The organism is Bradyrhizobium sp. (assembly GCF_027307225.1).
Classification (GTDB): domain Bacteria; phylum Pseudomonadota; class Alphaproteobacteria; order Rhizobiales; family Xanthobacteraceae; genus Bradyrhizobium.
Map to the genome: position 1 here is coordinate 1 of NZ_DAHUXJ010000080.1, position 22276 is coordinate 22276.

24 protein-coding genes and 1 tRNA gene are annotated in these 22276 nt (G+C 60.0%); 8 read left to right on the top strand and 17 right to left on the bottom strand.

Features of this window, described 5'->3' with window-relative positions; genetic code table 11:
* Positions 1 to 727, bottom strand: a 727-nt coding sequence (locus M6D32_RS13960; RefSeq protein ID WP_298257082.1) for an SDR family oxidoreductase, incomplete at its 3' end; no start/stop codon positions are given.
* 346 nt (positions 728 to 1073) lie between these two features.
* Here M6D32_RS13960 and M6D32_RS13965 point away from each other — a divergent pair.
* Together M6D32_RS13965 and M6D32_RS13970 are read left to right on the top strand one after the other, a co-directional pair.
* The gene (locus M6D32_RS13965; protein WP_298257084.1) at positions 1074 to 2855 is read left to right on the top strand and encodes an EAL domain-containing protein; all 1782 of its coding nucleotides are present in this window, start codon (positions 1074 to 1076) and stop codon (positions 2853 to 2855) included.
* A 331-nt stretch (positions 2856 to 3186) separates the two neighbouring features.
* Positions 3187 to 3591, top strand: a complete 405-nt coding sequence (locus M6D32_RS13970; RefSeq protein WP_298257086.1) for a YccF domain-containing protein — start codon at positions 3187 to 3189, stop codon at positions 3589 to 3591.
* Between the two features lie 6 nt (positions 3592 to 3597).
* Here M6D32_RS13970 and M6D32_RS13975 read toward each other — a convergent pair whose 3' ends face one another.
* Positions 3598 to 5310, bottom strand: a complete 1713-nt coding sequence (locus M6D32_RS13975; RefSeq protein ID WP_298257088.1) for a SulP family inorganic anion transporter — start codon at positions 5308 to 5310, stop codon at positions 3598 to 3600.
* Between the two features lie 15 nt (positions 5311 to 5325).
* Positions 5326 to 5814, bottom strand: a complete 489-nt coding sequence (locus M6D32_RS13980) for an Lrp/AsnC family transcriptional regulator (protein WP_298257090.1) — start codon at positions 5812 to 5814, stop codon at positions 5326 to 5328.
* A gap of 123 nt (positions 5815 to 5937) precedes the next feature.
* On the opposite strand from M6D32_RS13980, the gene ald reads away from it, so the two are divergent.
* A complete protein-coding gene (gene ald / locus M6D32_RS13985; protein WP_298257092.1) occupies positions 5938 to 7053 on the top strand; it encodes an alanine dehydrogenase in 1116 nt (371 codons plus the stop codon).
* A 91-nt stretch (positions 7054 to 7144) separates the two neighbouring features.
* Positions 7145 to 7221, top strand: a tRNA-Arg gene (locus tag M6D32_RS13990).
* Between the two features lie 86 nt (positions 7222 to 7307).
* Here M6D32_RS13990 and M6D32_RS13995 read toward each other — a convergent pair.
* From M6D32_RS13995 to M6D32_RS14005, 3 genes are all read right to left on the bottom strand, one after another.
* A complete protein-coding gene (locus tag M6D32_RS13995) occupies positions 7308 to 7613 on the bottom strand; it encodes a hypothetical protein (RefSeq protein ID WP_298257094.1) in 306 nt (101 codons plus the stop codon).
* A gap of 65 nt (positions 7614 to 7678) precedes the next feature.
* Entirely contained in the window at positions 7679 to 8257 is a 579-nt protein-coding gene (locus M6D32_RS14000; protein WP_298257096.1) for a hypothetical protein, read from the bottom strand.
* Positions 8258 to 8964: 707 nt separating this feature from the next.
* Positions 8965 to 9513, bottom strand: coding sequence for a hypothetical protein (locus tag M6D32_RS14005; protein WP_298257098.1), 549 nt, complete (start codon positions 9511 to 9513; stop codon positions 8965 to 8967).
* A 152-nt stretch (positions 9514 to 9665) separates the two neighbouring features.
* On the opposite strand from M6D32_RS14005, the gene M6D32_RS14010 reads away from it, so the two are divergent.
* From M6D32_RS14010 to M6D32_RS14020, 3 genes are all read left to right on the top strand, one after another.
* The gene (locus M6D32_RS14010) at positions 9666 to 10379 is read left to right on the top strand and encodes a DUF3489 domain-containing protein (RefSeq protein ID WP_298257100.1); all 714 of its coding nucleotides are present in this window, start codon (positions 9666 to 9668) and stop codon (positions 10377 to 10379) included.
* Between the two features lie 241 nt (positions 10380 to 10620).
* Positions 10621 to 10869, top strand: coding sequence for a hypothetical protein (locus M6D32_RS14015; RefSeq protein ID WP_298257102.1), 249 nt, complete (start codon positions 10621 to 10623; stop codon positions 10867 to 10869).
* 215 nt (positions 10870 to 11084) lie between these two features.
* Positions 11085 to 11372 (top strand): hypothetical protein, encoded by a 288-nt coding sequence (locus M6D32_RS14020; RefSeq protein WP_298257103.1) that lies wholly within the window; start codon positions 11085 to 11087, stop codon positions 11370 to 11372.
* Between the two features lie 146 nt (positions 11373 to 11518).
* Here M6D32_RS14020 and M6D32_RS14025 read toward each other — a convergent pair whose 3' ends face one another.
* The 10 genes from M6D32_RS14025 to M6D32_RS14070 form a co-directional block, all read right to left on the bottom strand.
* Positions 11519 to 11911 (bottom strand): DUF3489 domain-containing protein, encoded by a 393-nt coding sequence (locus tag M6D32_RS14025; protein ID WP_298257105.1) that lies wholly within the window; start codon positions 11909 to 11911, stop codon positions 11519 to 11521.
* Between the two features lie 19 nt (positions 11912 to 11930).
* Positions 11931 to 13859: a hypothetical protein gene (locus M6D32_RS14030; RefSeq protein WP_298257107.1), complete on the bottom strand. Its 1929-nt coding sequence runs from the start codon at positions 13857 to 13859 to the stop codon at positions 11931 to 11933.
* Between the two features lie 3 nt (positions 13860 to 13862).
* The gene (locus M6D32_RS14035; RefSeq protein WP_298257109.1) at positions 13863 to 14372 is read right to left on the bottom strand and encodes a hypothetical protein; all 510 of its coding nucleotides are present in this window, start codon (positions 14370 to 14372) and stop codon (positions 13863 to 13865) included.
* Positions 14373 to 14379: 7 nt separating this feature from the next.
* Positions 14380 to 15402: a hypothetical protein gene (locus M6D32_RS14040; RefSeq protein WP_298257111.1), complete on the bottom strand. Its 1023-nt coding sequence runs from the start codon at positions 15400 to 15402 to the stop codon at positions 14380 to 14382.
* Positions 15403 to 15647: 245 nt separating this feature from the next.
* On the bottom strand, positions 15648 to 16103 hold the full coding sequence (locus tag M6D32_RS14045) for a hypothetical protein (RefSeq protein WP_298257113.1): 456 nt from the start codon (positions 16101 to 16103) through the stop codon (positions 15648 to 15650).
* Between the two features lie 36 nt (positions 16104 to 16139).
* Entirely contained in the window at positions 16140 to 16622 is a 483-nt protein-coding gene (locus M6D32_RS14050) for a hypothetical protein (RefSeq protein WP_298257115.1), read from the bottom strand.
* A gap of 155 nt (positions 16623 to 16777) precedes the next feature.
* Positions 16778 to 17020: a hypothetical protein gene (locus tag M6D32_RS14055; protein WP_298257117.1), complete on the bottom strand. Its 243-nt coding sequence runs from the start codon at positions 17018 to 17020 to the stop codon at positions 16778 to 16780.
* Positions 17021 to 17396: 376 nt separating this feature from the next.
* Positions 17397 to 17753: a hypothetical protein gene (locus tag M6D32_RS14060; RefSeq protein ID WP_298257119.1), complete on the bottom strand. Its 357-nt coding sequence runs from the start codon at positions 17751 to 17753 to the stop codon at positions 17397 to 17399.
* Positions 17754 to 17822: 69 nt separating this feature from the next.
* The gene (locus tag M6D32_RS14065; protein WP_298257121.1) at positions 17823 to 18059 is read right to left on the bottom strand and encodes a hypothetical protein; all 237 of its coding nucleotides are present in this window, start codon (positions 18057 to 18059) and stop codon (positions 17823 to 17825) included.
* 734 nt (positions 18060 to 18793) lie between these two features.
* Positions 18794 to 20056 (bottom strand): site-specific integrase, encoded by a 1263-nt coding sequence (locus tag M6D32_RS14070; RefSeq protein WP_298257122.1) that lies wholly within the window; start codon positions 20054 to 20056, stop codon positions 18794 to 18796.
* A 370-nt stretch (positions 20057 to 20426) separates the two neighbouring features.
* Here M6D32_RS14070 and M6D32_RS14075 point away from each other — a divergent pair, with 370 nt between their 5' ends.
* Positions 20427 to 20771 carry a DUF6614 family protein gene (locus M6D32_RS14075; RefSeq protein ID WP_298257123.1) on the top strand — a complete coding sequence of 115 codons (345 nt, stop codon included), beginning with the start codon at positions 20427 to 20429 and terminating at the stop codon, positions 20769 to 20771.
* 352 nt (positions 20772 to 21123) lie between these two features.
* Here the strand turns inward: M6D32_RS14075 and M6D32_RS14080 are convergent, their stop codons facing one another.
* A complete protein-coding gene (locus tag M6D32_RS14080; RefSeq protein ID WP_298257124.1) occupies positions 21124 to 21594 on the bottom strand; it encodes a hypothetical protein in 471 nt (156 codons plus the stop codon).
* Between the last annotated feature and the right edge of the window lie 682 nt (positions 21595 to 22276).

Consider the following 22276-nt stretch of genomic DNA (forward strand, 5'->3'; position numbering starts at 1 on the left):
AGGTGGATTCGTCGCTGGCGAGGAACACCGCCGCATAGGCGATATCCTCGGGCAGCCCGGCGCGCGGGATCGGCTGCGCGGTCTTGTAGACCTCGCGCATCACGTCGGGGGTTTTCTCCGCCGCCTCCACCGACAGGCCCAGCGCCTTGCCGACGATGCCGGTGGCGATCGCGCCGGGCGAGATGGAGTTGACGCGGACGCCGGCTTCGCCGAGCTCCATCGCCACGCATTTGGTGAGATGGATGACGGCGGCCTTGGCCGCGCCATACACCACCGACGACGAAAAACCGGCGAGCCTGCCGGCGATGCTGCCGTTGTTGATGATGCTGCCGCTTCCCTGCTTTTTCATATGGGGCGCGGCATGCTTCATGCCAAGCATGACGCTGCGCACCAGGGTAGCCATCGCGGCGTCGAAGCGGGCAACGTCGAGGCCTTCGATGCCGCCGGTCTGCGCCGGTCCGCCGGCATTGTTGAACAGACAATCGATGCGGCCGAATTTGTCGAGCGCCTCACTGATCAGCTTGCGGACATCGTCTTCGATGGTGACGTCGGTGCGACGGAAGAGGCAGGCGGAGCCAAGCTTCTTCGCCAGCGCTTCGCCTTCCGCGGCGCGGCGGCCGGCGATGACGATTTTTGCACCTTCGGCCACGAATATTTCGGCGGTGCGTAAGCCGATTCCGCTCGTCGCGCCGGTGATGACAGCTACTTTGCCGTTCAGCCTGCCCATTTTGTTCGTCCTCCTTTTGACATGGTCTTGTAAAACTATCTTCGCCCCGCCTGAGTAGCGCAAGTCACGCGTTGCGGATCGCCGGTATCCATCAGATTGGTTTCCTTATCACGCAATGCCATGCCTTATCCTAGAGCTCCTTTGATTCCGAAGTTCGCATCGGAGGGGCCGCAATAGCTTGCAAACTTCGGAATCGGAGCTCTAGTCCAATGGGAGACCCCCGGGCAGATCGTTGACGTTCTGTTAACCATGTTCGTGACGGCTGGTTGTAAAGGCGCCAGCGCGCAATTCCGTGATCGTGCGCTTAACCAAAACTACAAGAGACTTTGCCAGTCTCGGGCTCGCCATGCAAAACCCGCCATCCGATCAGATTCCGTCGGCAACCGCGCCGGACGCCCGCGAATTCGCTGCCGGGGGTGAACTCGGCCTGCTCCGGGATATCGTTCGGCTCCTCCCTAGCGGTCTTACCGTTCTGGACGAAGAGGGCCGCTTTCTTTTGATCAACGACGCCGCAGCCTCGCAACTGGGGATGGCGACCGGCGACTCTGTCTCGAAACACCTGGACGCGCGGCGGGCCAAAGGCATCGAACTGCTTCGCGCCGGCCGGCCGCTCGTTGCCGAGATGACGGCGACCGGCGGCAACGGCGAGCAGGTCCTTCTGACTTCGCACCGCCCGGTTCGCATCGCAGGCCGCAGCCTGTTGTTGTCGAATTCGACCGACATCAGCGAGCAGAAGGCGGTCGAGGATCATCTGTTTCGTTCGGCCTATTTCGACGAACTGACCGGATTGCCGATGCGCAGGGTCATTGAACACCGGGTGCAAAGCCTGATCCAGCGCTACGAACCGGGCTACGCCTTTGCGGTCGCTTTCCTCGACATCGACAATTTCAAGCACATCAACGATTATTACGGCCATTCGGTCGGCGATGCGCTGCTGACCGAGGTCGCCAAGCGGGTCGGGCTCAATCTGCGCGAGACCGACATGCTGTCGCGAATGAGTGGCGACGAGTTCCTGCTGCTGCTTAACCCGATCGATAGCGAAGAAGAGGTCGCCGAATATATCGAGGCGACGTTGCAGCGGTTGAAAGCGCCGTTTTTCATCGACGGATCGGAAATCTTCGCCTCGACCTCGATCGGCGTCAGCCTGTTTCCCGACCACGGACGTAGTTATGACGCGCTGCTCCAGAACGCCGACATTGCGATGTACCGGGTCAAGAACGACGGCAAGGGTGCTGCCGTCTTTTTCGATACGAGCATGGAGCGCGAAGCGCTTCTGCGCATGAAGGTCGAGCAATCGCTGCGTCATGCCATCCTGGAAAAGCGATTCTGCTGCGCCTTCCAGGCCAAGGTCGACATCCGGACCAAGGAAGTCAAAGGCGTCGAGGCGCTGGTTCGCCTGCGCGACGACGAAGGCGTCATCCAGGCGCCCGGCACCTTCATCAATCTCGCGGCTGAGCTCGGCCTGATCGACGAACTCACCCACCTCGTGCTGGCGGAGATCGTGCGCTCGATCGATCTCATCAACGACACGTTCGGCCCTGAGGCCACGATCAGCATCAATGTGGCGGCCAAGCAGGCGGATAATCCCGCGTTCATGCGGTCGTTTGCGGAAGCGCTGCAGGCGACAGGCTTCCCGCGTCGCTTCATGATCGAGGTGACCGAAGACGCCTTCGTTACCAAACGGCGGTTTCAGGACGAGGTGGTGCCGATCTTCCGCAAGATGGGAATTGCGATATCGATCGACGATTTCGGCATCGGCTATTCGTCCTTGTCGGCGCTGGCCGATATCACCGCCGACGAAATCAAGATCGACCGTTCTTTCATCACCGACATCCATCTTCGTCCGCGCAGCCAGGGAATCTTGCGCGCGATCGAATCGCTTGCCGAAGCGCTCGGCATGAGCGTGATCGCGGAAGGCGTCGAAACCTTCGAGGAGCTGGCTTACCTGCAAGGGGCCACCCGGATTCGCTACGCGCAGGGCTTCTACTTTGCCCGGCCTGTTTTCCTGGAAGAACTCAATATTGTCGCGCCAGTTGCCAGCGAGAGCCGGGTCAACGAGGCCAGCCGGCCGGTGCAGGAGAATCGCCAGGCCTATTCGTCGCGTCCCAACCGCCGCTATCGCCGCTGAGATTTTTGTCATTCCGACGATTTTGAACGTCGATTGACGTAGCTAGTACCGCCGATCTGAAGTCCCTGCACCACAAGCGGCGAATTCGATCAGGGACTTCAGATCGATAAAGCGGTACTAGAATCAATAATTTTGTGAGTAGCCCATGACTTTCCGAAGTTCGTGAAGATGGGTGCTGCGATGGAGCACGAACTTCGGAAAGTGGGCACTAGGGATGCTGCCGGTCATTCCGCGGCGGCCCCTTTCTTGCTATCGTTCCCATACTTATATTTTGCGTTGCTGCCGCCGGTGTGGTGTCCGGCGCACGGTACCCCCGTTCCGAAGAGGTCACATGCAACCCGTCTCGATCTTTCTGAATATCCTGTGGCTGCTGCTGGGCGGCGTCTGGATGGCGGCTGGCTGGGTGGTCGCCGCGGTCATCATGGCAATCACCATCATCGGCCTGCCTTGGGCGCGGGCGGCCTTCAACATCGCGGTCTATACGCTGCTGCCGTTCGGACAGAGAGCCGTGCGGCGCGATTTTCTCACCGGCGAATCCGATGTCGGAACGGGTCTGCTGGGTTTTATCGGCAACCTGATCTGGCTGGTGCTGGCGGGCTGGTGGCTCGCGCTCGGCCATCTCGTTACCGCGCTGGTTTTGGCCGTCACCATTATCGGCATTCCCTTCGCCTGGGCGCATCTGAAGCTCGCCGGCATCGCGCTATGGCCGATCGGCCGGGCGATCGTTCCGGCGTAAAGGGCGTCACGCCTCGATCTTCGCCGCACGGCCGCTGATCGCTTCTTCGACGCTGCGAAATTCGCGATTCGAACCCAGTAGGGCATCGATGCCGAAGCGCACGATCGCAGCCTGCGCGCGCTCGGATTCGAGCCGGGCGATGGCAAAGTCGATGCCATCGGCATGGCATTGGCGGATGACGTCGATCAGCACCTGGGCGGCGGTGAAATCGATCTCGACGATGCCGGTTGCCTCCAGCACCAGGAGCCGAGCCCTTTGCGGTGACGACTTCAGCGCCGTCAGAATGTCGCGCCGGAAATCATAGGCATTGAGGAATGACAGCGGGGCCTGGAGTCCCACCACGATCACGCCTGCTTCCTGTTCGCCGGGAAGCTTTGGGCTCACCGGCCACCAGATCGACGTGCCCGGCACGCGCTCGAGCGGCTGAACGCGGGCGCGCGTCGTGGTCCAGATGCCATGCAGCAGCGAGAGCGCGATGCCGATCCCGACGCCCTGTTCGATCGGCAGGATGATAATCCCGGCGGCGGTCGCCAGGATCAGTAGAAATTCACCGAACGACTGCCGGCAGACAGCGATGATCTGGCCAAGGCGGATAATGCGAAGCGCGACAAAGAGCAGAACCCCGCCAAGGGCAGCGTTCGGGATCCGGTGCAGGAGCGAGGTGCCGAAGGCCAGCAGCGCGACGACGATCGCGATCGCGGCGAGGCCCGCGATCTGCGATCGGCCGCCGGTTTCGGAAACCACGGCGGTTCGCGGCGGGCTTGCATTGACGGGAAAGGCGCCGATCATGCCGGAAAAAATGCTGCCGATGCCGATGCCGACGAAATCGCGGTTGACGTCCGGCGGCTCGTTTGGATCGGTCGGAAAAGATCTTGTCGTGGCCGCCGTCTGCACCATGACGACGATCGAGATGATGAGGCCGAGCGACAGCAGGCTGGTGAGGCGGCCGACCGACACCTCCGGAATTGCGAGCTTCGGCGTCTCGACTGAGATCGAGCCGAGCACCCTGACGCCACGGCTCTCCAGATGAAAGGTCACGACCGCCGCGGCGGCCAGCGCAAGGCCGATCAGGGCGCCGGGAATTCGCGAGTCGATACGCTCGGACAACGCGATGATCGCGAGCACGCCAAAACCGATCACGAGCGTAAAGGCGTTGGTCTCTCCGAGATGTTCGGCGAGCGTCGCGAAGCGCTGGAGCGTGGGCCCTTCGGGCACCGGCAGCCCGAGGATTCCCGGCAGCTGCGAGATCAGGATGTGCACCGAAATGCCGGCCAGAAAGCCGATCGTGACGGGGACCGACAACAGATCGGCGATCCAGCCCAGCCGGAAGATGCCGGCGGCCGTCAGCATCAGCCCGACCATCAGCGCAAGCGCGGCGGCGAGCGTCGCGTAGTCCGGCGAGCCCGTGGCTGCGAGCGCTGCCAGCCCGCCGGCGAAGATCGGCGTGATGGTGGAATCCGCGCCCGACGACAGGAAGCGATTGCTGCCAAACGCGGCGAAGGCGAGCGAACCGGCGACAAAGGCGAAAAAGCCGATCTGCGGCGCAAAGCCACCGAGTCGCGCGGTCGCCATCTGTTCGGGAATGACGATCGCAGCGAGCGTCAATCCGGCGAACAGGTCTCGGCTGAGAAACGCGGCGCGATAGCCGGCCAGGGATCGAAAAACGGGCCACGCTTTGTTATTGGTGGAAGGCTGCAAAGCTCCAGAGCGAGCCGCCATGGTGTGTCGTCCCTTTCAGCGGCTCTTGTCCGGCGGCAGCAGCGCTGCCGGAGGAAACGAGCGGTTGACGACGTCGCGGATCGCAAAGCTCGACTGGATGCGGGAGACCCGCGGCAGGCGGGCGAGCTGCGATTTGTGGATATGCTCGAAATCCTCGATGTCGCGCGCAATCACAGTGACCAGGTAGTCGTCGCTGCCGGACATCAGCAGGCATCGCACCACCGAGGGGCATTTGATGATGGCGCGTTCGAATGTCTCGAGCGCGTCTTCGCTCTGGCTGTCGAGGGTGATGCGCACCACCACGGTCGTGCCGAGGCCCAGCGCCTTCAGGCCGAGCACGGCCTGATACCCCTCGATCAAGCCGTCCTGCTCGAGGCCGGCGAGGCGGCGGGCGCAGGCGGTGCTTGAAAGCCCGACGCGCTCGGCCAGTTCGACATGAGAGGTGCGGGCGTTCGAGGTGACTTCGCGAAGCAAGGTGATATCGGATCGATCAAGTTTGCGCATGATTCCTGCACCATATCGATCTTTCGCGCAGGAATACAACGAATATCCGCGCGGCCCGCGCAGCCTTTGCCGGAAACGCGGGTGAGTTCGTTGATAGATAGAAGCCTCAACGGGAGAACGACGATGCTGGTAGGTGTTCCCAAGGAAATCAAGGCGCAGGAATATCGTGTCGGGCTGACGCCGTCTTCCGTGCGCGAATATGTGGCGGCGGGCCACAGCGTTCTGATCGAGCGGGATGCCGGCGCGGGCATCGGGGCTTCCGACGAAGTCTACCGGCGTGCGGGCGCCTCGATCGCGGAAAGCGCGGAAGAAGTTTTTCAGCGCGGTGGAATGATCGTCAAGGTCAAGGAGCCGCAGCCGCAGGAATGGCGACAGCTTCGCGATGGCCAGATCCTCTTTGCCTATCTGCATCTCGCGCCCGATCGCGAGCAGACCGAAGGCCTGCTGCGGTCCGGCTGCACGGCTGTCGCCTACGAGACCGTCACCGATGACCACGGTGGTCTGCCGCTGCTCGCGCCGATGAGCGAGGTCGCAGGGCGTCTGTCGATCGAAGCGGCGGCGTCAGCGTTGAAGAAGCCGGCCGGAGGCCGCGGCCTGCTGATCGGCGGTGTTCCCGGCGTCGAGCCCGCGCGCATCGTCGTCATCGGTGGCGGCATCGTCGGTACGCAAGCGGCGCGCATGGCCGTCGGCCTCGGCGCCGAAGTCAGCATTCTCGATCGTTCGCTGCCGCGCTTGCGGCAACTTGACGAGATGTTCGCAGGCCGCGTGCGAACGCGGTTTTCGACCATCGAGGCGCTGGACCAGGAAATCGCCGCCGCCGATGTCGTGATCGGCGCCGTCCTGATTCCCGGCGCCAGCGCGCCGAAGCTGGTGACGCGTCCCATGTTGAAGTCGATGAAGAGGGGGGCCGTCATCGTCGACGTTGCGATCGACCAGGGCGGCTGTTTCGAAACGTCTCATGCGACGACGCATGATCACCCCACCTACGACGTCGACGGCGTCATTCACTACTGCGTTGCCAACATGCCGGGCGCCGTTCCCGTCACATCGAGCCACGCGCTCAACAACGCTACCTTGCGGTTCGGCCTCATGCTCGCCTCCGAAGGCCTTTCGGGGATCAGACGGAATTCACACTTGCGCGACGGATTGAATATTCACCGCGGCGAGGTGACCTGCGAGGCCGTGGCAAAGAGCCTTGAGCTTCCATACCAGCCGCCGCTCGAGGCGCTAGCCGCGTAAGTCGGCATTTCTGCCAGCATTTCCTTAATCCTCAGGGCGCGACGATCGGCCATTGCCGATGGCGATCCAATCGGCTAAATCACGCCCCCAGGCACCCGTAGCTCAGCTGGATAGAGCGTTGCCCTCCGAAGGCAAAGGTCACACGTTCGAATCGTGTCGGGTGCGCCACGAAATCAGGGGTTTTTAGGATTTTCACTTATTACGTGAAATTCTGGTGTCACCACAGTGTCACCACGGGGAAGCGACCAAAATCCTTACCTGCGCGGCTTCGCCAAAAGCTCGCGCACAGCGACCAGCACCTGATCTGATCTTTGCGTTTGACCCGCGCGGTTTGCTACTTTCGTGGCTCGCCGCCCCGGCAAGGCAGGGGACTTAACCGCCGGCGGTCTTCCTCGCGCGCCGCCTCTCAGATCATCTTCGTCGAAGGTCTTTCGACGGTCGAGGCTCGCAAAGAAGGGGCGTCCATTGCTATCAAGAGGATGATCACGCAACCAGTCCTGAAAATATCGGCGGCTAACGCGGAGCATCTTCGCTGCCTCGTTCATGGTGTAGACCTTCAACGTGTCTCCTAAAATCGATTGCCAACGGCGCGCAGTTGCGCCGTTGGCCTTCGTTTTGATCTGGCTTAGTCGACAGCGACCGGAGCATCCGCCGTCGGCATCGGAAGCACCTCGAGTCCAGGGAGCGCCCTTTCGCCTGCGAATTCGCAGAGGCGGTCGACCAACAGGCGATAGGCTTGGTCACCGAAATCCATCGACTCGATGCTTAATTCATCTCGCCAAAAATTATTGTTTGCTAGAGCGCAAACCTTCGCTTGCAAAATCAGGTCCGCCACGGTCACGGCGCGTTCGTTCAGAATGAGCTTAGCCAGGTCATCAATGGCGCCGCTCAGTTCACTCCAGTTTTCAAGGTCCGGGTCCAGTTCTTCTTTGTGCCGTTCATGGACCATGTCTTTTCGGACATCTTCATACCAGTCGGGATATTCGCGCCCTTGGCCATAACCCCGAAAGACGATGCCAGTTTTTTCGAAAAGTGCGCGCTCGAAATTACCACCACTGTCGGCCTCGCTTCGCGCCATATCTCTGAACTTGCCGTAGAGCTCTTCGAATCGAGCGGCCAGATCTGGCCTCGTATAGGAATTCGACGCTGCCTGGGCGATCGACGGTGTCGTTATCATCGGCAACATTGCAGAAGTACTCAACATTACGCTTCTCCTGGTTACGCAAACGCCCGGCACATGCGCGGGCGTGCGATCGTCACGCCGCGTTACGTCGTTTTGATGTGTCATGGGATGGGCTTTCGAGCTTGGCTTCTTACAGCCGCGCCGATGTCAGACCGGCAGCCGGGAGGTAAGAACCTGCTCGAAAACAGGTGGACGCGCTTTTAAGCTTTCGCTCTGGACATGGCACGGCCCTCCCGGCCATAATAGCCGAGTTGGCGCGCCCGCCAAGGCGCGACCGCAGCAAGCCTAGCAAAGGCTTCTGCATTCGGAAGGTGCCCGACGCCAATCGGCCGCCTTCCTATTCGAGTCCGGATTCTTACATCCACGGACAGATTCGCTGATTTGACAAAGCTTGCCAAGCCCCTCCGGGGGGCTTTTCGTTTTGATCTCAGGGCCTAAAAGTGTGCCCCTCACGAGGCCGTAGCGCCTTAACTCATTTTACAAAGTCCGGAACTCCTCGACCCAATGATAATTCTTTCGGGTCAAAGCCAAGCTGCATCGCAAGGCGTATCCGCGCGCGGAATTAGATCGTTCAACACGTTGCAGCCTATTCCCCCCATTCGGCGGGCGTGATTTTTCCCCCCTCGCCGGGATCGAACATCTCGGCGAAGATGCCGGCCATGATTTGCGTGACCGACGGCGCGGGAAACTGGATATTGATCACTAGTTTTCCAGCCAAACCCTAATTTTCAAGAGGCTCGTCTGTCACGTCGCCAGCCGCCAGCTTGGCGAATTCGCGCGCGATCACCTGGCGCAAATCCCGCACCATGGTGCGCAATGCGTTGCGGGCGCCGGCGGCGCCTTCCTTGTTGATCTGTGCGGGTCAGGTCGTCGGGGCGGCCGGGCAGCCCCTCGATGGCGCGCAGGATGGCTTCGCCGCAGCGCGCCGCGCCTTGTTCGGTCTGCTCGATCGGCCTCAAGCGGCCCACTTCCTTCTCATACTTCAGCTGCGCCATGCGGCCGTTGTAGACGGCCTCGAAGGTGCGGGCGCTGGTGAGGCCCGGCGCGGCATGTTCGCCTGGCCCGGCGTAGCCGCTTGGCGAAGCCGGCTCATCCGCGTCATCCGCGCGCACGCGGCTCACGCTGAGGCCCAGCGCCAGGTCGGCCTCGGCCGGGTCAATGCCGGTCTTGCCGTCGCTCTCCCTGAGGCGAAACTTGCCGGCCTTCAGCGCCTTGTTGACCGCCTGGCGGCTGACATTGCGATGCCGGGCATATTCGGCCTGCGTCATCAGTTGCAAGATGAAACCTGATCATTTCTGAAATCGGGAAGCCCGAAAAGAGCAATAAAATGATCCATTTACCGGCTTCACGACACAACCTTTCCGATCAATCCTTGGTCCGCTCGATCCTAGATCGTAACCGGAAACGAGCGCAACCCTGGAGCAATTCAATGACCAAGCCTTCAGTATCCTGGAGCCAGGACTACACCGTGAAATCCAATGCCCGCCGCGCCGCCCGCGCCGCCGGCATCGACCCATCGACAGTCTCGACCTTCGTCAAGGCCGGCCAGAAGCTGTACCGCTATCCCCTCAACGCGTTGCCTACCCTGGTCCGCGCCGCCAACGAGGCCGCAAAGAAGAAGGCCGATAAGGCGAAGACTCGCAAGACGCCCAAGCCAGCCGCAATTGATAAGAACCGCCGCAATCAAGCCGATGATTTTGCGTTTGAACGGTCCGGAAACTCATCCGCGAAGACTAGCGGCAAGTTCAAATCAAATACGGACTACATCCAAAGCTTCAACAAACCAGCCGAGGCGCCGAAGGAGGCGCCGCCGCCGAAGCCGCGCACATCCCCTCGCACCGGATGGGCGAAGGCTTCCGCCAAGAAAGCGGTCAACGATGCCGCGCCCAAAGCCGACCGCGGGCTGAAGTTCACCGCCGTCGCCGCGCTATTGCGCCGGCCCGGCGGCGCCAGCATCACCGAGGTTTGCGCCGCCACCGGCTGGAAGCCGCATTCGGCGCGCGCCCGCATTTCGGTCGACGTATCGAAGCTGCTCGCGGTTGGCGATGAAATCATCCGTCGCCGCGAGGATGGCGTCTCGCACTACGCCATCGTGCGGAGCAAGCAGATGGAATTGCCCGGCGTGTCGCAGGAGGGCGCGTGATGTGGCCAGGTGGATTGGATTTATTCTGCTGTTCGCGCTGGTCGCGCTGGCGATCCACGCAACAGAATGGCGATACCAATCGCCTATCCCCTGCCCGTCACCACGGAACGGCTTCATCTGCGTCAATGGCCACCTTATCCGGCCGTGACCCCCTCAACGGTCGGCATGAACAGAAAGCCATGAAGGCCCTTCGAGCGAAGGAGGGCGCGGCACAAGAACGATATCGCCATCGGAGACCGTCATGACAGCACCTCTCAAAAGGATCATCTACAGCACCGAGCCCACGATGGGTTCCAGAACTCGCCAGGGCATTATGGTCACTTCTTGCCTTGAATGCGGGCACGTGCTGAGCACAAACGCAGGTGAGCGCCGCAGGGGCGAGACCTATTGTTTCGATTGTTTCTACGGCAAGCCGGTCACTGAATTGGGCCAGATCATCCTTGATGAACACGGCTCCGAAGACGCCCTTTTCGAAAAGAACGGGGGCTGAGCGATGCGCCCGACTTTGCTTTTCCCCGTCCTTGGTATCGCGGCGTGGCTTCTCTCCGGCATCCTTACCTACGGCACGCCTATCTTCTTTGTTTGGCTGCTCCAAAGCGTCGGGATAGCCGTCATGGGCCACCTCGCCCTCAAAGGGGTCAGGTAAATGCCGCCCTTTGCCGACGTTCTGGAATGGGAAGACTATCCACTCAGAGGTGGCGTGATATGACAGCGGCCATGGAGACGACCCGCCAGCTCATTCTCGCCCAAGGCTATAAGCTCGCCGAAGATGCGCTGGCCGAGCATGGCCGCCTCACCTTCATCCACGACGACAATGCCGACCGGCCTCACCTGGCGGCGCTGTCGCATACCTTGCGTTACGCCGGCTGGCAGGCCGACGATGCCGTGCCCCCGCGCTATCGGCTTCCCGGCACGCGGCTCATCATCGAAATCGAGCCGGGCGGTTCGGAGACGTCCGGGCACTGGCTGCACCTGATGGATATCGCCGACTAGAACGGCACCGCCGCAACTTCGAGGCCCGCTTCGCGGACGCGTTTGGTGGAACTTCAAGGGATCACGTGATCCCTTGAACGGGAAAGCGGGTTAGCCAATCGGGGCGCAAAGAGCCCGCAAAAGATTTTAGCCTCCCAGATTTCTAATTAGGTCGCCGCGCTCCCGTGCCCCCGATCGATGATTGCATAACCGGAAGCATCGCGCCCGCGCCAGTGCGCGATCACTTCGCCTTCGGCGAGTCGTTTCGATATCTTGCCCGAAATCGCCCCGCGCATGGAATGCGGTTGCCATCCCGTGACCTCGATAATCTCTGCCGCAGTGGCGCCTCCTGGCCGGCGTAGCATCGCAGCAACCTTGTCCAGCGAGCTATCCGCCCGTTTTGCTTTTTCACGTTCGCTGGGCGCAGCGGGCAGCGGGAAGCGATAAAACGTCATCGAATCCTTTGTGACCGCCTCCACCTTGGACGGATCTACGCCGGCCGCCTTGGCCGCCCGGAGAGCACTCGCGTTGACTGAAAAGTTGTCGCTCCAAATGATCATCTTTTATTTCCTGTCGACGCTAGCCAGGTCCCGGCGCTGCTTCCGGCATCGACAGCCCGGTCGAGCCGGCGGTGCCGGGGCCGGAGCCCGGCGGGTGCCCGAATACGTTGATTTCGTTGCGAACTGCTTGAGTGATCCGGCTGATGAAGGCGTCGGATGGTTCGACTTGCACGTTTACGTTCAGATCCGCCGAGCCTTTAACTTCCGGATGGGGGACTGCGGCGGCATAGGCCGATGCCGGCTGCCAGGTATTAAAGGGCTGAAACATTCTACCAAGTTCCGGCGCATTCACTGGCGGCCTGTCGGCCGCTGCCTTTTCCCACGGCGCCGGCGCCAACCGATCTGCCTCAGTTTCGCTGATGCCAAACATCTCTCGCAGTTGACTGCGTAGAGAATGATCGTGATCGCGCTTCATGGCATCCAATAGAGCGATTCCGATGCCATAAATGCCGCCACGGCCTAACCCGGCACGGATGGTGCCCAGCACGGTAGGTCCTTCCAGAGCCGCCGCCGCGGCGCCGCCGCCGCGGCCCAACATATTTCCGAGTCCGCGCAGTCCCAGCGCGGTCAACCACCAGGCCCCCGCGCCGGCCCCAGCGGTCCCGGCCGCCAGTCCAATGGCCCCCCCAACCGGATTCTTGGCGACGACTTTTTCCAGCGCGACCAGACCGGAGGCGATGGCATTCAGACCAGCTGCCGCTGGCTCCGCCAGTGGACCACCGGCGATGGCGAGCAGATTCTTGAACTGCTCGGTCACACCGCCGAAGGCAATATACCAATCCTTGGACTGGAAGACGTCGGCCGCCTCCAGGCCTTTCGCTTCGTGGACTTTTTCCCAATCCTTGTTGATGCGCTGTTGCTGCGTGGCAAAGATGCCAGCCATCTGAGCGGCGGTCCCGGCTTGGAACATCGTTCCGAGATGAGCCTGAATCTCGTCGGCCTTCGTGATCCCTTTTGCCTTGTAAGCGGGCAACACCACATCGTTGATCCAAGCGTATGGATCGCTAGCTGCGAGCCTCCAATCCTTGACGGCGCCAGGAAGCATTCCCTTTACGGCGCCGCTTGACGTGTAAATGATCTTGCTCTTATCGGCGATCAAACCTTCGGCCAGCATTTCCTCGACCGCGCTCGGCTTTACCCGGCCGGTGACTATCGCCTGATAGAAGCTCGACATCGCCTTGCCGGTGCTGGAACCTCCGAGCTCCTGCGCCAGGGTCGGACCGGTTTCCAGCATAAACTTCTCGGACAGGCTCTGCGTCGACTGCCGGCCGTACTTGAACATTTCGTAATAGTCGGTCGGGCGCAGCGTATCGCCGAAGACGTTGATCGCCTTCGCCATGCCCTGCATGTAGGACGTGAACTTCTCGGGGTCCATCGTGACGCCCTTGATCTCCATGCCCTTGACCAGCTTGTCGAAGTCTTCCGCCAGTTCCGCGGCACGCTCGGGATGGGCGCCCTGCGCCACGACCCGAAGCTTCAGCATCGGGTCGAGAATTTTGGCGGCCTCTTCATAGGTGCCGACGATCGTGCGCATGTTGCGCAACGAATGCATGATCGTCGTCTGCGACAGCGATCGGTAGCGCTGCGACATTTCAGCCGACAGCTTTTCCGCCTCCGCGATTTCACGTTCCGACATCCCCGAGACTTCCATGCGCACCCGTTCATGCGCCTGCTCGGCGGTGGCTTTCACCGTCTCATGGATCAGACCACTAATGCCATGCATCCCAGCCATGCCGGCGCTCGCCGCAGCCACCGGCGCCAGCGTTTGCGCCGTCTTGTGCAGGCTGTTGATGGCCCGGCTGGCCCCGAGGACGCCGCTGTGGCTGGCGCCCTGCAGCGACTTGAAGGCTGAGGACAGGCCCTTCACCTTCTTGGCGATGTCTTCGAACTTGTTCCCTGTGGCATCAATCGCGGAAATTCTGGCTTCGGCTTCGATCATTCTGGACATTGGTTATCCCCCGCCACGACTGTTCAACAACGCGCAAACTGAAGAGAAAAACCGCAGGTAATCAGAGATCGCGCGGACCGCGTTGGCGTCGTCGTTGATCATCTTTTTGCTGTAGGTGAGTTCGAGCTTCGTCGATTCGAAACGATACCCTTTCAACGCGCCGATCATGGCGGTTTCGCCGCTCGGCGTGCGGAGGAAACAGCAGACGTCCATCAGCGTCTCATCATCATCGCATTGCCACCAAAGCCCCAGATCCTGACCATGGCTGGCCCATTCGATCCAACCGCAGCGAGCCGGCGGCCTGGCAATTTGGCAAGAAATCCGAAATGATTCGTCGTCGTGCGCAACACGATAGCTGCGCTCGACGATGACGTCATCGAAGTTGAGTCGCGCAGCTGCTCCCTTACCCTCTAAAGCCAAGCTGGCCCGAACGAGCTGGTACAAATGGGCCATCTCGGCATCGACATAGAACCGGCCGGCAAGGATGTCGTCGGCGATAGTGGCGATAGCCATGTGCGCCTCACAGGGCGAGGGACGCTTTGGAAAAAGCTTGATCTATCAGACGCCGGTGAAATAGCTCTCGCTTCGGTCCAGGCAACGTGCTTACAAGGCCGAGTACAGCGCGCGGATCGGCGTCGGGGCGACGGATAACCCGAAAGCCGGCGGCCTGGACAAGCGCTTCCTCTTCGCGCTCAGCTTCAAGGAGATCACCAAGGCAAACCCTGAAACGTTCTATCCGTTGCTCATCGCTCAATGCGGTTGCGTCATTTGCAGTGGCGTCTATCTCCTTATCGAGGGCCGCAATCAGGTCTCCCCGCAAGAGCCATGCGATCAGCGCAATTCCATCCGGTCCCTTTTCGGCGATGGAGATGTCGAACTCTGGCCATTGAATGGCCCCGAGCGATTCGATCAATCGGTAGATATCGGGCCTGCCGCGTTCGGCCAGTGTTTCGATAAGCTCGCGAGCCCGTCGCTTCGCATCAGATGTCTTGTATGACGCAGCGTCGATCTGCCGGAGCTCCGCCGATAGCTCGCGTACGCGGCTGCGGCGCTTTTCCAATATGTCGAGTGTAACTTCCTTCGCTTTGCTCGCCTTGTCCCCGTAGCTAACGAGCGCTGCGTCTGCCGGGAGCGCCTGCAGCCATTCGTCGATCGTACGAATCAACCCTCCCAAACTGGCCAATTCCGCCGAATTCAATTGAGTGTGTTCATTCAGCTGAGCTTGCTCATCCACTAGAGAAGCGATGCGATCGTCGATCTCCTTTCTCTCGCGGTCACTGGCACGGTCTGAAACGCCATGTGCCTCATGGTCGTCGACTCTCAACCTAAACGAGGATGATGCGGAACCTGGATTAGCTTTCCCCTTTGACAGGCGCTCTCGCTCAGACCGCAATCTGTCGATGTTACGATTGAGGTGGAGCAACCTTGTGCCAGCTTCCACTGCGATCCCCGACAATTCTTGGCATCGCCATTCCAAACTGTTCAGTTTTTCATTGGCGCCGGCGGGCAGCCTGTCTTTGAGGTGCTTGGGAATAGCTTTCATGGAATTATTTCCTCATCTCTGCATTTAGGTTTGTTGCGTGGGAGCTCTACTTCCGGTTCTGCCCCGCTCTTCGCCCGGCGGGGGGTTCGCGTTTTTTGCGAACCCTCCCTTCGTCGATTCGGGCGAAGAAAATTGTCGTTGGCGCGCCGGGCCATCGGTCGGAGAGACGAAGCCGATGGCCCGGCCAAGACGCACTACCCTCATCGGAGCGAGAGCGCGCGCTTGTGACTTGATCACTATCGTCGTCATCGTTCTTGGGAAGCGATGAGGCGATCAACGGCCGCGCTTAGCCTGGCGCGTGGCGTGCCTGCATCGGCGGCGGTCGGCGAACTGTCACGTTTTTCAGCCCCGGCCACGGGCGCGGTGCGCGCAAACTGTCGCGCGTCGTCTTGGGCGATGAGGCGATCGACGGCCGCGCTTAGCCTGGCGTGCGGCGTATCAGAGCCTGCTGGGCGCGGCGCGATGCGCGAAACGCTTTGAGCTGCGGTGGTCGGAAAATTCTTGGCGATGAGGCGATCGACGGCCGCGCTCAGCCTGGCGCGCGGCGTATCGGCGCGAGCTGCGCCGGAGCCCGAACCCTCCCGCGTGTCGGCAGCGGCCGGCGCGTGATGTGAACCCTCCCGCGTGTCGGAATAATTCCCGACCGGTGGATGGACTGCCGCGTAGACCGCCGCTAGTCCGCTCTGCTTCGTCGCTGACATCCAGTTGCTCCCTTCGGCGTTGGCTGTGAAGCACCATCAGCCACCCCCTTGGAATTCAGAAGCCGATATAAGTTCCATCGGTGTCCCAATGACTTTTTGAATTTGCTTCCAATCGATCAAGTGGTCGCGAGCTTTCAATGCGACCCAAAGATGGGCTTCGATTCGCCCTCGGATGGCGTGAGGGCAGACGCTGGCATCGCGGTCTCTCAGCCAGCCGTTTGATCTATAACCCTTCAGCCAATCTGCGATCTTTCGTGCGTTCGCAGGGGTTGCCGCGCCGAGCATTGCTGCGGCGGCGCGCAACGCATCGTTACGCCTCGCTAGCTTCAGACTGAACGCCGGATGGTTTTCGCCCTTGTCAAGCCGAAGGCCGAGCGCGTCCTCGATCGAACACTGATCCGCGAAGTACCGGCCGACGTCGGCGACGAACCTGGCGCGATCTTCATCGGAGGCGCCGCTGCCGGTTTTGACGAACATCGCCACCCGGTAGAGCCGATTTGCGTGGTAGTCGGCGCTCACGGCAGCGCACCGGGCTTGTGGTTGTCAACCGCTGATGGGTGCCTCGTCAACCGCGTCAACCTAACTTTTTGATCTTTCCGCTAGCGAAATTTCGGGCGCGGCGCGGCCGCGCCGCCGCCTCGCGCGAGGAAGGACCCGCTGCCGTCCGACCAGCGTCAACGTGCCGGCAAGCGGCCGGCAAGAATGGCATCGACATCATCGAGCAGCCGCGCGGGCAACTCATGCTCGACGGTTTGCTCAAACGCCGCCTTGGTTTGGTGCTTGACCATCTCGGACGGGATCGCCGGACCCCACAGCTTCTTGATCGGCGTCCGCCCCTTGCCGGTGCGCATGAACACGTGGCCGCCCAGCGCCCGGCACAATGAAGGCATGGGGAAACAGGCGTCTTTTTTACCCATGGCGCCGCCGTGACCCGAGGGAGGCCATGGGAGGGTATGGGAGGGTTTCGAGAGCCGTTTCGAAACCCTCCCACTTCCAGTAAACTCAACTGGAGAAACGAGTTTTTAGATTTGATCTTTTTAAATGGGAGGGTTGGGATACATTTTACAATGTTTTCTCGCATACGCGCGCACGCGCATACACGCGTGCACATGCACACGCGACAAAAGGTCGGGAAAACCATCCCACGCCTCCCATCTCGGCGCAACACATTGACGGTGCTAATCGATTTGTCGGCACACCCCTCCCACACTGCCTCCCACGTGGGAGGGTTAACTCTCCCATTCGCGGCGCGCGGCGGGCGCGGAAGCGCGTGCGAAGCGGAGCAGGGCGAAGTCATTGCTTCGCACCAATGGCGCTGATCTTCGACAATAAGAATGTCAGCGCGGCCGTCGGTGAGGCTGCTTGCCAGGCTGCCTCCAGTGCTTCGAGGCCGCCTCCGTTTGAAACCGCCTTTGCCGGCTTCGCCAATTTGATTCCAATCCACCAAGATACATCGGACTTAAACCTTTTCAGACCGATCTCCATGCGCACGCATCGCGAGAAAAGAATATTGGTGGCGCGCGGTTCTAGCGAACTGGCGCTCCAACTTACATAAGCGCTGTACAGATCCAGCACGCGTAACCGGGCTTTCGGATCTTTAACCGTGCATTGGTCTAAGAATCGTTTGACCTGATCAGCGACGTCGCTCATCGCGCACCACCAGCATCTGAACGATCTCGCCTCCAACGAGGTAACGGGCTTTTGCGGAGATGATGTCGATCATGAGACTCTCGCACTCAACTCGGCAGTCGTCCGCATCGGCGCCGATGTGATCGAAAGTGCAAACGTATCCAGCGCATCCAGATCATAGATGACGCCGCGTCGGACCTTTCGAAAGATGGGGCCACCTCCGACACAGGCCAATTTGGCCAGCGTGCCCGGTGAGCGGCGAATGCCGTGCCGATCGAGAAGATATTGACTTGCCTCGCGGCGATTGAGCGGCCGAGAATTGTGCATTTGCTGAGTCCCTCCGTTCGGTCGAGACGGTCGCAAAGGAGAAATGACCGTCCAAAGCCGTTCAAATGGACTACAGCAATCGCGATATGATTCGCTTAGGCTTCAATTCAACAATATTGGTCTTTAATTAGTGCCTTGGGGGCGAGGGCGAACTGAAAGGCCTAATCGTCGTAGAGTTTCCATGGCGCCAAAAAGTGGTGCAAACGGCGAATCGAACCGTCCGGCCAACGACGATCTAGCGTGGAGCCCCATGAACAGCTCTACCTCAAATTTGAAAGATGCACGGTCCTTTAATTTCCGATATGCACGCTCGAGCGTTTCTCGCTTACTAAGGATTCCTCCTAATTTTCCATCGTCTGGGAACGCCCTTTTCGCCACGGCCGTAACGCTTAGTGCTGGGTCCAGCTTGATCAGTATCCCCATAAAAACCACGCGAAAATGGCTCGCACTCGTGGGTCGGCCAGGCGCTGTGTGCAGGCCCAACAGCGTTTTCAATTCCCGCGACATCAAGTCCTTCGTTTCTGATAATGACTGATCCAGTGTGAGACACCTCGCCTCATTGCGCGACTGCCCAAACGCCTTGTAGTAGGCGGCGTCAACGATTTGAGTGACCTCTCTCTCGAAACTGGTTGATCCAAGCGCCCGCATTGCATCCAAGAAGACAGGCTGGTCCGTCTGCTCGAAAGCAGTAAGCAAATCGCATCGAAGTCTCTCTGCAAGATCGGGGTCCACATTCAGCTCCGCGTCATTAAGCGATGGATTTTCCTGGAAACACGATCTGCCGCTGCGATCAGCACGGGGTCAACTTTGTGAATATACCCCTCGGTAACATCGCCGGCGAATGAATGACCGAGCATGGCTTTGACCGTGACGCGCGTGTAGCCGAGATCATCTGCTTCCGATGCGAACGAGTGCCGGAAAGTGCCCGGCGAAACGCCGGCGAAGCTGCACCGTTCCACGATGCGATCCCAGCCACGATCTATGCCGCCGAATGCACCGGCCTCGCTTCGAACCGCAGGAAAAACGTACTCCGCGCCTTTTTTGCGCGGCAGATTGGCGAGCACGTCAAGCACAGGCTGGCCGATCGGCCGAACAGATTCGTCCTCTTTCGTGTCTTCGAAACGGAAACACCGCGACGAAGGGTCGACTTCGGTCCATTTGAGATTGATCGCTTCGCCTGGGCGGCAGCCCGTCAGCGCAAGGACGCGGATACAGCCGAGGACCTGCCAGGTCTCTCCATCGCTGTCCGCTGCAACCAAAGCCTTGCCGAGCTGACGCCACTCATCCGCTAGCAGGCGCCGCTTACGTCGCTTTCCCGCGGGCCGGCGAACGCCACGCATTGGATTATCGGGTCGGATGCCTTCATTCACCGCGAAGGTCAAAATCCCGCCTAGGAGGCCGGCTGTCCGGGCTGCGGTGCCAGCGCCTCCCTCGACGATGGCTTTGCCACGCTTGCCCGTTTTTATGACCGCCGCCGTCTTGCCGACACTGACGTCCTGGATGAACTTGTTGCAGTCCGCCGCGGAAAGATCGATCACTCGCTTTTTGCTAAGCAATGGCTTTACGTGCCGCTCGATGCGGCCCGCGTCGACATAGATAGTGCTCTCCTTTTTGGGCCGATTTCTCTTCCCGAGGATTAAGCCTGCCCGAGCAGCTTTTAGATATTTGTCGCAGAGCTCGCTCATGGTGATGGACCTGCGACGCGTGGCCCGCTCGGCGGCGGGATCTTCGCCCTTAACGACCGCTCCAAGCGTGGAGATCGCCAGCTTGCGCGCCTCTTCGGTCGTCACCTTGCCATGATGCCCGATCGCCATACGCTTGCGGGCGCCGGCGCTGTTCCTGTAATCGGCGTAGTAGACCCGCTTTTCGTTCGGGAAGATGCGAACACCGAAGCCTGCTAGCTCGGAACACCAGATGAAATATGGCCGCGGGCGCCCGCGCTTATCGGTAACGGATTTGATCGGCGCTTCGACAACGCGCTTTGTCAGCTTGACCAAGGTGTCACCAAAGAGTCACCACGGATGCGGAATGGATGGAAATTACCGGAATTGACCATTGCCTTCGCAAAGGCCGATAATTCCCTCGTTTTCTTGCTATCGTCAATACCGGGAAAACAAGGTGTCACAAGAGAAAACGTCCGAGTGATACCCTCCGAAGGCAAAGGTCACACGTTCGAATCGTGTCGGGTGCGCCACTTCGGTACGGTCCGTTCCGGACACATGGATTAGGTTTCATTCCGGGGACATAGGTAACACTTTCGGTCCGAAGGGATTTGCAGGGGGTTCGAGCCTGCAAGTTTCATCATCGAAGTAGCCGAGATCATAATCCACCAAGCTGACTATTGGGAAGCAACACACGGAATTACCAATGCAGGAAACTTCATCCGTCAGTTTTAGCGGCATATTTGCTTTGCGGGACGGCGTCAGTGAAGAAGAGTTCTTGCCACGATTGCACGTCTTCTTGCAGCATTTCATAGACATGGGATTTGCGACGGACTATCGCGTCATGCGCCGCGAAGCGCTAGAGGGTTTTGGCAAGACACTACCGGCCTTCACGTATCGAAGTGAACTTATCTATCCAGACTTGGAGCGAGAGCATGCCGCGTATGAATACGTCAAACGACGTAGCGAGCAAGTACGCTCGCTGCACGTAACAATGAACTCACTGGTCAAACCCGACGCAGGCTTCTTTCTAGAGACGCAGATCGCATAGAACATGAAAGTCTGCCCCTCGTCCTTCGTGTCTTTCCCGGAGGCTACTCGGGATTTCCGCTATTGAGCACAACCGACCACCTATATCGGCATCTAAGAGGCGTAGTGCTGGATCGCAGAGCATCCCAGAATTGCCAATTGTAGCGTATCGCAGGCTGCTGCATCATAGTGCCACGGCGAAAGAGTATTGCCCATCTTCATCGGCCTTGGCGCGCCATGAAGTCAACGGACCTGGGCACACCAAAACCTGCCGTTTTTTGAGCTTTCAGCAGCGACGAGCGTGCGCAGGAGCACGCTTTTCGATAGAGCTCACTCCGCGGCTGCCACGAGCCGCAGGCCGATAGACGGTGATCCTACTTTCTCAAGCCGGCCGTCTCCAACAACTTCACCAGCCACCAGCGCCAGCGTGGCGCCTGATAGAAAAGGCTCAAGCCCGGCGAGGGGTCCCCATCGACCGTTTCAGAGAGTTGCCCGTCCGCCATGGATTGATCGACCGTTCCAACATGCTTGTCAGTTCTTGTACAGCGCCAATTCAGCTCATTGCGCACAGCGCAATTGCTGAGTTTCGAGGGCGCGTCGTTGCCAATCCAGACGATGACGCGTTGCTGGTCGGGGAATGCCTTGTAGGTCTCGGTGGGTGAGGTCAGTTCATTCTTGAGACCGCAAGAACCGTCATCCTTGCGATCGGACGTGCAAAACATCCGGTAGACCGTCGCCTCACCCCTTAGGTGTTCATAAGCGGGCCATATGAAGAAAGCGGCCACGACGAGCACCATCCCGCCAGTGAGCCAGATTATAATTCTATCCCCGACCGCTTCCTTCACGGACAGTTACTCCGCATCTAGTACCGCCGATCTGAAGTCCCTGCAACACAAGCGGCGAATTCGATCGGGGACTTCAGATCGATAAGCGGTACTAGAATCAATTAGTTTGTGAGTAGCCCATGACTTTCCGAAGCTCGTGAAGGTGGGTGCTGCGATGGAGCACGAACTTCGGAAAATGGGCACTAGACCTCCGATTCCGAAGCTCGCAAGCTATTGCGGTCTCCGATGCGAACTTCGGAATCAAAGGAGCTCTAGCAACTTATTGTCTTGAGTAGCGGCTTTGAATTTGAAGTTCCTATAACGAACTCACGGCGAAACTGATAGGAACTTCAAATTCGCCGCGCTTGCCGGCCTTTGAGAATAAAGACGCCATCCGGACGCCCAAATCAATAACGCCATCCCGGCCGCCTGAACCAGCGCTTGACCGAGCCTTGCGGAACTCGACTTCCCTGCCTCGACGGTCACAGTCAGTGCGCAATGCTCGCCGAACCAGCGAGCATGCGTGTCGCATTTTTCGATAGGTCGTTTTGCAATGGGATTCTCTGGTGATCGTCAGCCTCTCACTCGGTGGCTGCTCAAATCCTGGCGCATCATTGATGGATGCCCGGGCGGAGGCCAGCTCGCCGGCGAAAGAAGGTGCTTACCTCCCGGTCGGCGTTACGCCGCCACCGCGCGATCAGCC